This is a genomic window from Streptomyces antimicrobicus (assembly GCF_020532625.1).
In the GTDB taxonomy this organism is placed as follows: Bacteria; Actinomycetota; Actinomycetes; order Streptomycetales; family Streptomycetaceae; genus Streptomyces; species Streptomyces antimicrobicus.
The window spans coordinates 1-13,020 of sequence record NZ_JAJAUY010000163.1 but is presented as its reverse complement, the minus strand read 5'-3'; the positions used below and the strand labels follow the sequence as shown (position 1 = coordinate 13,020).

Annotated in this window: 12 protein-coding genes; 7 read left to right on the top strand and 5 right to left on the bottom strand. The window is 74.8% G+C overall.

What is annotated here, in order from left to right:
* From LG632_RS26845 to LG632_RS26830, 4 genes are all read left to right on the top strand, one after another.
* A partial coding sequence (locus tag LG632_RS26845) for a hypothetical protein (protein ID WP_226730137.1) occupies positions 1–261 on the top strand: 261 nt, incomplete at its 5' end.
* Positions 258–698, top strand: a complete 441-nt coding sequence (locus LG632_RS26840; RefSeq protein ID WP_226730136.1) for a roadblock/LC7 domain-containing protein — start codon at positions 258–260, stop codon at positions 696–698. The genes LG632_RS26845 and LG632_RS26840, both read left to right, overlap by 4 nt.
* 11 nt (positions 699–709) lie before the next feature.
* The gene (locus LG632_RS26835; protein ID WP_226730135.1) at positions 710–1,147 is read left to right on the top strand and encodes a DUF742 domain-containing protein; all 438 of its coding nucleotides are present in this window, start codon (positions 710–712) and stop codon (positions 1,145–1,147) included.
* Complete coding sequence (locus LG632_RS26830) at positions 1,128–1,748, top strand: GTP-binding protein (protein ID WP_226730134.1); 621 nt, start codon at positions 1,128–1,130, stop codon at positions 1,746–1,748. The genes LG632_RS26835 and LG632_RS26830 overlap by 20 nt, the downstream gene beginning before the upstream one ends.
* Positions 1,749–2,050: 302 nt before the next feature.
* On the opposite strand, the gene LG632_RS26825 is transcribed toward LG632_RS26830, so the two are convergent.
* On the bottom strand, positions 2,051–3,247 hold the full coding sequence (locus LG632_RS26825; protein WP_226730133.1) for a lipid-transfer protein: 1,197 nt from the start codon (positions 3,245–3,247) through the stop codon (positions 2,051–2,053).
* On the bottom strand, positions 3,244–3,681 hold the full coding sequence (locus LG632_RS26820) for a Zn-ribbon domain-containing OB-fold protein (RefSeq protein WP_374203594.1): 438 nt from the start codon (positions 3,679–3,681) through the stop codon (positions 3,244–3,246). The genes LG632_RS26825 and LG632_RS26820 overlap by 4 nt, the downstream gene beginning before the upstream one ends.
* A 164-nt stretch (positions 3,682–3,845) precedes the next feature.
* Between LG632_RS26820 and LG632_RS26815 the strand changes: the two genes are divergently transcribed.
* On the top strand, positions 3,846–4,355 hold the full coding sequence (locus tag LG632_RS26815; RefSeq protein WP_226730131.1) for an NUDIX domain-containing protein: 510 nt from the start codon (positions 3,846–3,848) through the stop codon (positions 4,353–4,355).
* A gap of 141 nt (positions 4,356–4,496) precedes the next feature.
* Here the strand turns inward: LG632_RS26815 and LG632_RS26810 are convergent, their stop codons facing one another.
* Positions 4,497–6,851, bottom strand: a complete 2,355-nt coding sequence (locus LG632_RS26810) for a glycoside hydrolase family 31 protein (protein WP_226730130.1) — start codon at positions 6,849–6,851, stop codon at positions 4,497–4,499.
* Between the two features lie 244 nt (positions 6,852–7,095).
* Here LG632_RS26810 and LG632_RS26805 point away from each other — a divergent pair, with 244 nt between their 5' ends.
* Together LG632_RS26805 and LG632_RS26800 are read left to right on the top strand one after the other, a co-directional pair.
* Positions 7,096–9,078, top strand: coding sequence for an acetoacetate--CoA ligase (locus tag LG632_RS26805; protein WP_226730129.1), 1,983 nt, complete (start codon positions 7,096–7,098; stop codon positions 9,076–9,078).
* Between the two features lie 79 nt (positions 9,079–9,157).
* Positions 9,158–10,153: a DUF8829 domain-containing protein gene (locus LG632_RS26800; protein ID WP_226730128.1), complete on the top strand. Its 996-nt coding sequence runs from the start codon at positions 9,158–9,160 to the stop codon at positions 10,151–10,153.
* A 299-nt stretch (positions 10,154–10,452) separates the two neighbouring features.
* On the opposite strand, the gene ptsP is transcribed toward LG632_RS26800, so the two are convergent.
* Positions 10,453–12,123, bottom strand: a complete 1,671-nt coding sequence (ptsP, locus tag LG632_RS26795; RefSeq protein WP_226730127.1) for a phosphoenolpyruvate--protein phosphotransferase — start codon at positions 12,121–12,123, stop codon at positions 10,453–10,455.
* Between the two features lie 78 nt (positions 12,124–12,201).
* The gene (locus LG632_RS26790) at positions 12,202–12,651 is read right to left on the bottom strand and encodes a PTS sugar transporter subunit IIA (protein WP_226730126.1); all 450 of its coding nucleotides are present in this window, start codon (positions 12,649–12,651) and stop codon (positions 12,202–12,204) included.
* Positions 12,652–13,020: the final 369 nt, after the last annotated feature.

The following is a 13,020-nucleotide window of genomic DNA, read 5'->3' as shown; positions in this document are numbered from 1 at the left end:
CTGCCCCGCAGGATCCGGCAGGCGAACCTCGCGCCCCAGCTGAGGGACGCCCCGGCCCGAGCGGCCGCCGACGCCCCCGCCGAGGCGTTCGCCGACCGCGACGCGGACGAGGTACGGGCGCGGATGTCCGCGCTCCAGCGCGGCTGGACCGCCGGCCGCCGACAGAACGCAGAGCAGCAGCCCGAGGCCGGGTCCGGCGGCAGCGCCACGACCGGCCCCGGGCACCGCAACGAGAACGAGAACGAGGGGGACGGTCGATGACCGCACCGCAGACCGCAGGCAGCAACGACGCCAAGGGACGCGGGGGCCAGTTGGGCTGGCTCCTGGACGAGCTGGTCGACCGGGTCGCCAGCATCCGCAAGGCGGTGATCCTCTCCAGCGACGGCCTGCCCACCGGCTCCTCCCGGGACCTGACCCGGGAGGACAGCGAGCACCTGGCCGCCGTCGCCTCCGGCTTCCACAGCCTGGCCAAGGGCGTCGGCCGCCACTTCGAGTCCGGGCAGGTCCGCCAGACCGTGGTCGAGCTGGACGAGGCGTTCCTGTTCGTCATGGCCGCCGGCGACGGCAGCTGCCTGGCCGTGCTCTCCGACGCGGACTCCGACGTGGGCCAGGTCGCGTACGAGATGACCCTGATGGTCAAGCGGGTGGGCACCCACCTCGGGACGGCCCCGCGCACCGGGCTGCCAGCCGGAGGGTGAGGCAGCAGGGCATGAGCGACCAGGGCCAGGAGCTCACCGGCACCCCCCACGCCCCCGACCGCGCCCCGGGCGGGCACCCGCACTGGTTCGACGAGGAGGCGGGCCCCGTCGTCCGCCCGTACGCGATGACGCGCGGGCGGACGAGCCACGCGGCCCAGCACCGGCTCGACCTCATCGCGCTCGTGGTCGCCGAGCCGGCGGCCGACGACCCGGCATGGGAGCTGACGCTGGCGCCGGAGCACGCCGAGATCCTCCAGCTGTGCCGGCAACGGCCGCAGTCGGTCGCGGAACTCGCGGCGGACCTCGACCTTCCGGTCGGGGTCGTCCGCGTCCTGATCGGCGACCTCGTGGACGACGAACTGGTCCACGTGACCCGGCCGGTACCGCCGGCCGAACTCCCCGACGAATCCATTCTGCGTGAGGTGATCGATGGCCTTCGGGCGCTCTAGCCGCACCGGCGTGATGCACGCCGTGTCGCCGATCGAGCCGCTGACCCTGAAGATCCTGGTCGCCGGCGGCTTCGGGGTCGGCAAGACCACCCTGGTCAGTGCGGTCAGCGAGATCAGACCGCTGCGCACGGAGGAGCTCCTGTCCGAACCGAGCGCGGCCGTCGACGACCTCAGCGGGGTGGAGACCAAGAGCACCACCACCGTGGCCATGGACTTCGGCCGGATCACGCTGCGCGAGGACCTGGTCCTGTACCTGTTCGGCACCCCGGGCCAGGACCGGTTCTGGTTCCTGTGGGACGAGCTGGCGCAGGGCGCGCTGGGTGCGGTGGTCCTCGCCGACACCCGCCGGCTCGCCGACTGCTTCGCCGCCGTGGACTACTTCGAGCGGCGCGGGCTGCCGTTCCTGGTCGCGGTCAACTGCTTCGACGGCGCCGACCGGCACCCGGTGGTGACCGTGCGCGAGGCACTGGACCTGGAACCGGAGGTGCCGGTCCTGCTGTGCGACGCCCGGGACCGGGAGTCGGTCAAGGACGTGCTGGTGGGGGTCGTGGAGCACGCGATGTCCCTGGCCCGCGCCCGCCGCCAGGCCGCCCAGGTCTGACCGGCCGGTCCGCACACCGCGGACCTACCCCGGACCTACCCCGGCCCTACCCCGGACCGGCCCCCGACCTGCCCCGGGGCCGGTCCCGGACCGGAGCCGGCCACCGCCGTACGGAACGCGTGGAGGCGGCCCGTACCCCCGCCGACTGGGGTACGGGCCGCGGCTCTCATGGGGGGTTGGGGGACGCGCCCGCCGCCGGGCGCGTGCGACTGTGCAGGCAGTGTGAACCTGCCGCCGCAGGCCGTCAAGCGTTCGGACAGCAGCACCTGTCCGGGGCGCGCGCCGAGGGTCCGGTTCCGGCCTCAGCGGACCGCGACGACGGCCGAGCCGTGCCCGAACAGCCCCTGGTTCGCGGTGATCCCGACCCGCGCCCCGGCCACCTGGCGGTCGCCCGCCGTGCCCCGCAGCTGCCAGGTCAGCTCGCACACCTGGGCGATCGCCTGCGCCGGCACCGCCTCGCCGAACGAGGCCAGGCCACCGCTGGTGTTGACCGGGATCCGGCCGCCGAGGGCGGTCGCGCCCTCCCGCACCAGCTCGGCCCCCTCGCCGGGCCCGCACAGCCCGAGGTCCTCGTACCACTGCAGTTCCAGCGCGGTGGACAGGTCGTACACCTCGGCCAGCGACAGGTCCTCCGGCCCGATCCCCGCCTCCTCGTACGCGGCCCGCGCGATCGAGGACCGGAACGAGTCCCGCGCGCCTTCCGGCAGCAGTCCCGCGGCCGAGTCGGTGGCGATGTCGGGCAGGTCCAGCAGCGTGCGCGGATAGGTCGGCGTCACCGTGGACACGGCCCGGATGCGCACCGGATCCGTGATCCCGCGCGCCCGCGCGAAGTCCGCCCCGGCCAGCACCAGCGCCGCCCCGCCGTCGGAGGTCGCGCAGATGTCGAGCAGCCGCAGCGGATCGGCGACCAGCGGCGACGCCGCCACCTCCTGCGCCGAGACCGCCGTCCGGTAGCGGGCGTACGGATTGAGCGCCCCGGCGGCCGAGTTCTTCACCTTGACCCGCGCGAAGTCCTCCGGTGTGTCGCCGTGCAGCGCCATCCGGCGGCGCGCGTACAGCCCGAAGTACGCCGGGTTGGTCGCCCCGAGCACCCGGAACCGCAGCCAGTCCGGATCGTCCGGCCGGTCCCCGCCCGCCGGTGCGAAGAAGCCCTTGGGCGCGGCGTCCGCGCCCACCACCAGGACCACCTCGGCCAGCCCCGCCAGGATCTGGGCCCGGGCCGTGGAGATCGCCTGCGCCCCCGAGGCGCAGGCCGCGTAGACGCTGGTCACCCGGGCGCCCTGCCAGCCGAGCGCCCGCGCGAAGGTGGCGCCGGCGACGTAGCCCGGGTAGCCGCCGCGCACCGTGTCGGCGCCGACCACCGACTGCACGTCCCGCCAGTCGAGCCCGGCGTCCGCCAGCGCCGCCGCGGCCGCCGCCCGCCCGTACTCCACGAAGGAGCGGCCCCACTTGCCCCAGGGGTGCATCCCGGCGCCGAGGACCACCACGTCGCCGCTCACGCGTCCACCCCCACCGGCCGGAAGTGCCAGGTGGTCCAGGTGGTCCCGGCGTCCTCGTTCAGCACCCCGGGCACCACTTCCATCTCCATCCCCACGGCCAGGTCCGCCGCCCCGATGCCGGGAGCCGCCTGGCCGAGCACCACCATCCGCTCGGCCTCCAGCTCGACGGCCACCAGCGTGTACGGCTCCCAGGGCGCCTCGGGATCGGAGACGTACGGGGCCGGCGGGCGGTAGCGCCCGTCGGTGTACGACCACACGCGCCCGCGCGGCGACAGCGGCACCTCGGTGAGGTCCCCGCCCGCGCAGCCGGGGTTGCGGCAGAAGGCGTCCTCCCGGGGGAAGAACACCGCCCCGCAGCCACCGCACTTCGTCCCGAGCAGCCGGAAGCCCTCCGCCGCCGACCCGGTCGTCTGCGTGAACCACCCGTGGACCACGGGCTTGCGCGTTCGCTCCACGACACTCCCCATCTCCGCGCCGCGACGGAAGCCGCCGCGCTGTATCTGACGTAGCGTCAGAAGTCTGCCGCAGAAAGCCGCGGAGGTCACCGGTCGCGGGCCGACGGCCCCCGCCCGCCCGGCACGTGGCCTACGATCACGCCATGGCGCCACAGCTGAGGGACTCCCACTGCTCCACTTGCGGAGCACCGTTCGAGACGGCCGACTGGCCGCGCGCCTGCACCGCCTGCCGTACGGTCACCTACCGCAACCCCCTGCCGGTCGCCGTCGCCCTGCTCCCCGTGACCGACGACCGGGGGACCGGCCTCGTCGTCATCACCCGGACCATCGAGCCGGCACGGGGCGGGACCGCCCTGCCCGGCGGCTTCATCGACTTCGGCGAGGGCTGGCGCGACGCCGTCGTCCGCGAACTGCGCGAGGAGACCGGCATCGAGGCGCCGGCCGACGAGGTCGCCCTCGCGGACGCGCTCAGCTCCCCGGCCGGCCACCTGCTCCTGTTCGGCCTGCTCCCGGCCCGCCCCGCCGACACCCTGCCGCCGTCGCTGCCCACCGACGAGACGACGGGCTGGCACGTCCTGCGCGGCCCGGCGGAACTGGCCTTCCCCCTGCACACCGCGGCGGCCGCCGCGTGGTTCGCGGGCCGCTACACCTGACCCGGCGGCCGGTCGGCCCGGCGCTCCGGCGACCCGTGCGCCTGCCCGTCCGCCCGCCCGCCCGTGCGCCCGCCCGCCGGTGCGCCCGTCCGCCCGTCACGCGGGCCCCGGTTCGCCCGTCACGCGGGCCGCGTCCCCGCCTCACAACCCGCGCACGCGGACCTTCAGCTCCGTCCCGTCCTCGCCCTCCACCACCACCTGGCCCTCACGCCACCGCACCGTGAGCCGCTCCAGCTCGGCCGGTTCGAAGCCGGGGCCCGGGTCGCGCGCGATCACCCCGCCCCCGGTCCGGCCCGCCGCCGGGGCCCAGGCCTCCAGGGTCGCGGTGCCGTCCGCACCGCGGACCGGCAGCACCGTGCCCGCCCGGGCCAGGACCGGGATCCGGCCGCGCGGCGCGTCCAGCAGCACCTGGCCCGGACCCTCGTACGCCGCCCCGGTCGCGGTGTCGTACCACCGCCCCCTGGGCAGCCGTACCGCCCGCCGGTCCGCCCCCGGCTCCAGCACGGGCGCCACCAGCAGCGAGTCCCCGAGCAGGAACGCGTCCTCGCAGTCCCGCAGCGCCCGGTCCTCCGGCGCGCCCCACCACAGCGGGCGCACGTACGGCGCCCCGGTCCGCCGCGCCAGATGCGCCAGCGACACGAAGTACGGCCGCAGCCGCTCGCGTTCGGCCAATGCCGCACGCGCCCCCTCCAGCACCTCCGGCCCGAACTCCCACGGCTCGCGCCGCCCCGCCCACAGCGCGGCGTGCGTACGGAACAACGGCAGGTACGCCCCCAGTTGGAACCACCTCAGGAACAACTCCGGCTCCGGCGACCCCCCGAAGCCGCCCACGTCCGGCCCCGAGTACGGCACCCCGCACAGCCCCATCCCCAGCACCAGCGCCAGCGAGGCCCGCAGCCCCTCCCAGCCGGTGTCCACGTCCCCCGACCACGTGCCGCCGTACCGCTGCATCCCCGCCCACCCCGACCGGGAGAACAGGAACGGCCGTTCCGCCGGCCGCAGCCGTACCAGGCCCTCGTAGCCGGCCCGCGCCATCGCCAGCCCGTAGACGTTGTGCGCGGCCCGGTGGTCACCGCCCGCCCCGTCCAGCGCGTGCCGCGCCGACCTCGGCAGCGTCTGGTCGGGGAACACCGCCGGGGTGAAGGACACCGGCTCGTTCATGTCGTGCCAGAACCCCGTGAAGCCCTGCCGCAGCCGCTCCTCGTACAGCCCGCCCCACCACCGGCGCACCAGCGGATCGGTGAAGTCCGGATACGCGCACTCCCCGGGCCAGACCTCGCCGCGCACCTCCTGCCCCCGCGCGTCCCGCACGAACGCCCCGGCCGGCCCGACCGCCCGCCCCGACGCGTACACCCCCTCCGGGTCCTCCTCCACCTTCACGGCCGGGTCCACGATCGACACCAGCCGCACCCCGGCCGCCTCCAACTCCCGGGCCAACCCCGGCAGATCGGGGAAGCGCCCGCCGTCCACCGTGAACACGCGGTGCCCGTCGAAGTGGTCGATGTCCAGATGGAGCGCCGACAGCGGCAGCCCCCGCGCGGTGTACCCGGCCACGATCCGCCGCACCTCCTCGGCGGTGCCGAACCCCCAGCGCGCGTGCTGATGGCCCAGCGCCCACTCGGGCGGCACCGCCGCCGCGCCGGTCAGCCCCGACCAGCCCTGCAGCACCCGGGACGGCGTCCCCACCAGCACCCAGCAGCGCAACGGGCCGCCGTCCATGCGGACTTCGCTCACCCCGGGCCGGTCCGCACCCGAGCCCGCGCCCTCCTCGCCCTCGCGCAGCAGGACCCGGCCGTCCCAGGTGTTGTCGTAGAAACTCAGGTGCGTGCCGGCGTCCGCCACCACCAGCTGCACCGGCATCGTGATGTACAGCGGATCGTCGCCCGGCCCGAACCCGCCGCGCGGGTCGGTGTTCCACAGCCGGTACGTCCCGTCGCGCAGCCGCGGCCCCGAGGCCCGCCCGCCCAGCCCGAAGAACCGGGCGTCCGGGCCGACCTCCGAGCGCTGCTGCCAGCGCGCCCCGCCGACCGCCCCCACCGGCTCCCACCACCGCGGCGGCAGCTCGCGCCGCAGCACCGCGCCGCCGGGCGTGCGCACCTCCACCGCGCCGTGCCGGGACACCGCCACCGTCACCCGCTCCGACACCACGCGCCAGCCGCCGCCGGTGTCCGGCTCCAGCACCGCCCGCGGATCCGCCTCCGGCCCCTCGCCGACCAGCGCGTACGAGGGCGTCGGCAGCGCCCCGTCCCAGCCCCAGAACACCGCCCCGCCGACGGTGACCCGCACCAGCAGCTCGGAGCGGGCGAAGCGCAGCACACCCCCGCCCGGGCGCGGCTCGGCGCCCGTCAGGGCGCCGGGGACCCGGGCCCGCTCGGGGCCGCGCGGCGGCAGGCCGACCGCGTCCGCGCGCCGGTGGCGCAGCGCCGCCCGCCAGGCGCGCCGCCCGCGCGCCGTCCCGAGGTCCGTCACCGCACGCACCAGATCGCGACCGTTCATGCTGATCACCCTGCCATCGGTCGCGGGGCGAGCGGGCCGCGTTCAACTGCCGTTCACCCGGAAATGGATCTCGGGCGACCGGACCCGACACCTCTGGTGCGGATGTCGATCACATGGCATGGTCCCCTGTGAGCCACCGCGCACCACCCCCCGCGCGGTGCGAACCTACGCACATCCGACGAACGCGGCAGACCCCGCAGCCGCACACCAGGCGCGAGCCGCAGACGCCCCCGGGAGCCCGCCCATGACCTCAGCCCCTACGCCGGAAGCCCTCTGGACACCGGGCCCCGACCGGATCGCGGCCGCCGCGGTCACCCGCTTCCAGGCCTGGGCCGCCGAGCACCACGGCGCCCCCGCCGACGGCGGCTACCCGGCGCTGCACCGCTGGTCCGTCGAGGAGCTCGACACCTTCTGGCGGGCCGTCGCCGACTGGTTCGACGTACGCTTCACCACCCCCTACGAGCAGGTCCTCGCCGACCGCTCGATGCCCGGCGCGCAGTGGTTCACCGGCGCCACCCTCAACTACGCCGAGCACGCCCTGCGCGCCGGCGAGGACCCGGCGCGCGCCGCGGACCCCGCCCTGCTGTGCGTGGACGAGACGCACGAGATCGTCCCCGTCACCTGGGCCGAGCTCCGCCGCCAGGTCGGCGCGCTCGCCGCCGAACTGCGCGCCCTCGGCGTACGACCGGGCGACCGGGTCAGCGGCTACCTCCCCAACATCGCCGAGGGCGTCGTCGCCCTCCTCGCCACCGCCGCCGTCGGCGGCGTGTGGACCTCCTGCGCCCCCGACTTCGGCGCCCGCAGCGTCCTGGACCGCTTCCAGCAGGTCGAGCCCGTCGTCCTGTTCACCGTCGACGGCTACCGCTACGGCGGCAAGGAGCACGACCGCCGCGAGGTCGTCGCCGAACTGCGCCGCGATCTGCCCTCGCTGCGCGCCGTCGTGCACATCCCGCTGCTCGGCACCCCCGCCCCGGAGGGCGCCCTGACCTGGTCCGACCTGGTCGCCGGCGACGCGGAGCCGGTCTTCGAGGCCGTCCCCTTCGACCACCCGCTGTGGGTCCTGTACTCCTCGGGCACCACCGGCCTGCCCAAGGCCATCGTCCAGTCCCAGGGCGGCATCCTGGTCGAGCACCTCAAGCAGCTCGGCCTGCACTGCGACCTCGGACCCGGGGACCGGTTCTTCTGGTACACCTCCACCGGCTGGATGATGTGGAACTTCCTCGTCTCCGGCCTGCTCACCGGCACCACGGTCGTCCTCTACGACGGCAGCCCCGGCCACCCCGACACCGCCGCCCAGTGGCGCATCGCCGAACGCACCCGCGCCACCCTCTACGGCACCTCCGCCGCCTACGTCATGGCCTGCAAGAAGGCCGAGGTCCACCCGGGCCGCGACTTCGACCTGTCGTCCGTGAAGTGCGTGGCCACCACCGGCTCCCCGCTGCCGCCCGACGGCTTCCGCTGGCTGCACGACGAGGTGGCCGACGACCTGTGGATCGCCTCCGTCAGCGGCGGCACCGACGTGTGCAGCTGCTTCGCCGGCTGCGTGCCCACCCTGCCCGTCCACATCGGCGAGCTCCAGGCCGCCAGCCTCGCCGTCGACCTCCAGTCCTGGGACCCCTCGGGCAAGCCGCTGACCGGCGAGGTCGGCGAGCTCGTGGTGACCAACCCCATGCCGTCCATGCCGGTCCGGTTCTGGAACGACCCCGACGGCAGCCGCTACCGCGAGAGCTACTTCGAGATGTTCCCCGGGGTCTGGCGCCACGGGGACTGGATCACCCTCACCGACCGCGGCTCGGTCGTCATCCACGGCCGCTCCGACTCCACCCTCAACCGGCAGGGCGTCCGGATGGGCTCCGCCGACATCTACGAGGCCGTCGAACGCCTCCCCGAGATCAAGGAATCCCTGGTCATCGGGCTGGAGGAGCCGGACGGCGGCTACTGGATGCCGCTCTTCGTCCAGCTCGCCCCCGGCGCCACGTTGGACCAGGCCCTGCTGGACCGCATCAAGAGCACCATCCGCACCGAGCTCTCCCCGCGGCACGTCCCCGACGAGGTGATCGAGGTCCCCGGCATCCCGCACACCCTCACCGGCAAGCGCATCGAGGTCCCCGTCAAGCGGCTGCTCCAGGGCACCCCGCTCGCGAAGGCCGTGAACCCGGGCTCGGTGGACAACCTCGACCTGCTCCACTTCTACGAGGAGCTGGCCCGCAGCCGCCGACAGAGGTGACTGTCAGTGGTGGTGACTACTCTGAGTGAGCATCGGTCGACGCCCGTCGGCCGGCGCTCACCCAGGGGGGAGATCCACCATGCCTGAGAACCGCACCACACGTACCGGGCGCACGGAGCACACGGAGCACACGGAGCGCCCGGACCGCACCGGGCGCGGGGAGAGGGACGGGAACGGCCGCGCGGAGCGGGCCGCGCCGGGCACACCCGTCACCGAGGCCGGCCACACCCTGCGCCGCGAGGTCCCCAGCACCCTCGGCCTCCTCGCCGACGCGCAGGACTTCGCGGCCATGCGCGGCTACGACACCTTCCCCTTCGAGGACCACCAGGACTACCTCCGCCAGGTCGACGCCCTGCTCGCCTCCCTCGCCGCCCAGGAGGTCCACACCGTCGTCGCCCTCTTCGACCCGGACGACTTCGCCGACTACTGCGCGGACCACGGCCTGGACCCCGACACCCCGGGCGCCCGCACCCGCTTCACCGCCGAGCTGGGCGGCGCCGGCCTGCCCTACACCGGGCAGCCCGTCGCCGAGCTCGTCCCCCTCCTGGTGGACGAAGCCGTACGCCAGGCCACCTGGGAGTACGCCACCCTGCTGCTGGCCGGCCTCGGCGCCTGCGCCGACTGCGGGCAGGACATCGGCCACGCCTCGTTCGAACGCGCCGGCCTCGTCCTGGAACGGTTCCTGGAGCACGGCGGCCCCGGCCACCACCACCTGGTGGCCAGCATCCCCACCCAGGACGAGCAGCTCGTGGCCGTCCTCCACGCCGACACCGGCGGCGCGCCGGGGGCCGAGCCCGTGATCGCCGGCCGGGACGGACTGGACTTCGTCACCGTCCTCGCCGCGGGCATCGCCCTCGGCGGGCCCGGGGGAGTGGTCCTGCGCACCAGCAGGCCCGGCGCGAAGGACCGGGTCCACGGCTGGCGCCTGGCCGGCGGCAACCTGGTCCCCCTCTCCGCGGCCGCCGTCTTCAACGCCTACTGCACCGACGCCGACACCGGAGAGCCCGTCGCCCCCGAACCGGGCGTCGAGTACTGCCCGGGCTTCGAGGTCGACCCACCCGGCCCGCACCACTGAGCCCAGGACACCCCACGGCCCGGGACAGGCCACGGCCCGGGACAGGCCAGGCCACGGCCCGGGACACCCCAGGGCCCGCGCAGCGACCGCACCGGAAACCCGGAGGGACCCGCACAGGGAAACGCCGAGGGACCCGCACGGAGGGACACCGAGGGACCCGCACGGAGAGACGCCGAGGGGCCCGCACGGAGAGACGCCGAGGGGCCCGCACGGAGAGACGCCGAGGGGCCCGCACGGAGAGACGCCGAGGGGCCCTCGCCCATGGCGAAGGCCCCTCGGACACCGGCACGGCCTGGCGGCTACTCGCCGGACAGCACCGCCTGCGCGGCCACCCGCGCCTCCTCGGCCGAGTCCGCCGCTCGCGCCGCGGCGGCGGCGCGCTCGCACTGCGCCAGCGTGTGCTTGGCGAGCGCGGCCCGCACGTACGGGATCGACGCGGCCCCCATCGACAGGGAGGTGACACCCAGACCCGTCAGCACGCACGCCAGCAGGGGGTCCGAGGCGGCCTCGCCACACACGCCGCAGCTCTTGCCCTCCGCCTTGGCGGCCTCGGCCGACAGCGCGATCAGGTCGAGCAGCGCCGGCTGCCACGGGTCCTGCAGGCGCGACACCGCACCCACCTGGCGGTCCGCGGCGAACGTGTACTGCGCCAGGTCGTTCGTGCCCAGCGACAGGAACTCGACCTCCTGGAGGATCGAGCGGGCCCGCAGCGCGGCGGAGGGGATCTCCACCATGGCACCGAACTTCGCCCGCAGCCCGGCCTCGCGGCACGCGTCGGCGAACGCCTTCGCATCCTGGCGGTCGGCCACCATCGGGGCCATGACCTCCAGGTACACCGGCAGCCCCTCGGCGGCCTTCGCCAGCGCGGTCAGCTGCGTCCGCAGCACCTCCGGGTGGTCGAGCAGGGTCCGCAGCCCCCGCACGCCCAGCGCCGGGTTCGGCTCGTCCGCCGGGGTCAGGAAGTCCAGCGGCTTGTCCGCGCCGGCGTCCAGCACGCGTACCACCACACGGCCCTCGGGGAAGGCCTCCAGCACCTTGCGGTAGGACTCGATCTGCTTCTCCTCCGACGGCGCCCGCTTGCTGTCGTCCAGGAAGAGGAACTCCGTGCGGAACAGCCCCACGCCCTCGGCGCCCGCCTCCACGGCGGCCGGCACGTCCGCCGGACCGCCGACGTTCGCCAGCAGCGGCACCTTGTGACCGTCGGAGGTCGCGCCCGGACCGGACGACGCGGCCAGCGCCGCCTTGCGCTCGGCAGCCGCAGCCTCCAGCTCCGCGCGCTTCTCGGGCGTGGGGTCGACGAAGATCTCACCGGTGGAACCGTCCACCGCCACGACCGTGCCCTCCGGCAGCTCACCGGCACCCGGCAGCGCCACCACGGCCGGCACCCCGAGCGCCCGCGCGAGGATCGCGCTGTGGCTGGTCGGCCCGCCCTCCTCGGTCACGAACCCCAGCACCAGCGCCGGGTCCAGCAGCGCGGTGTCCGCCGGCGCCAGGTCCCGCGCGATCAGCACGTACGGCTCGTCGCTGTCCGGGACCCCCGGCATCGGCACGCCCAGCAGCCGCGCCACGATCCGGTTGCGCACGTCGTCCAGGTCGGCCACCCGCCCGGCCATGTACTCACCGGCGCCCGCGAGGAGCTCGCGGTACGCGGCGAACGCGTCGTACACGGCGCGCTCGGCCGTGCTGCCGACCACGATCCGCCGGTCCACGTCGGCCATCAGCTCGGGGTCCTCGGCGATCATCGCCTGGGCCTCCAGCACGTGCTGGGCCTCGCCACCGGCCAGCTGGCCCCGCGCGATCAGGTCCGCCGCCACCGCACTGACGGCCTGGCGGGCGCGTCCCTGCTCACGCTCCGCCTCCTCGGCGGCGATCTGCTTGGCCGGCGGCTCCAGCACCGCCGTACCCATGTGCCGCACCTCGCCGATCGCGACACCGTGGCTCACGCCGACGCCTCGCAGCGTTGTCTCCATCTCACCCGTCTCCGATAGAGCGGCGGGACCGCCCGCCGCGATGAATGCAGAATCCGCCGGCACGCCCCGGCGGAAGCGTCAGGCCCAGCTGAAGAGCTGGTCGCCGGCCTTGACCTCGCCGTCCTCGCGGACGTCACCGAGGGAGGCGGGGGTCGCCTCCAGCGCGACGACCGGGCAGATGGCGGACTTGCCGGCCTCTTCGACGGCTGCGGGGTTCCAGCGGATGACGGCCTGGCCGCGGGTGACGGTGTCCCCCTTGTTCACCAGGAGCTCGAAGCCCTCACCGTTCAGCTGCACGGTGTCGATGCCGAGGTGGGTCAGCACCCCGTGGCCCTCGGCGTCCACCACCACGTACGCGTGCGGGTGCAGGGAGACGATCACGCCGTCGACGGGGGACACGGCCTCCGAAGGCTCACGGACGGGGTCGATCGCGGTGCCCGGACCCACCATCGCGCCGGAGAACACCGGATCCGGCACTGCCGCGAGTCCGATGGCGCGCCCGGCAAGTGGGGACGTCACGCTGGTCATGGGGGCCTCCCAGAGGTGGGGCTTCGTCGCGCCGCCGTCACTGACTGTTGCGGACGGCGTACTCGTCAGAAGGATATGTCAGAGCTTGTACGGGTTCGCCCGATGTCGGTCCCGAACCGGGCTGGCCCTTGGTCACGAGAGACTAGTGGACTAGACCGGTGGACTAGACCATACGCCCAGAGGGATTTGCTCGACCCCCGAGGGAGGTGTACTGTCGTGAGTCCTGCCTCACACCGGCACGTGAACCGCGTGGGACGAGTGGATGGCGGGCACCCCAACTCCCATCAGTCGATATCGATCTTCTGATCTCCTCCGCATGTCCGCGGGACGGTGGTCAGGGAGACCGGAAATCACTGATAGAGTCGGAAT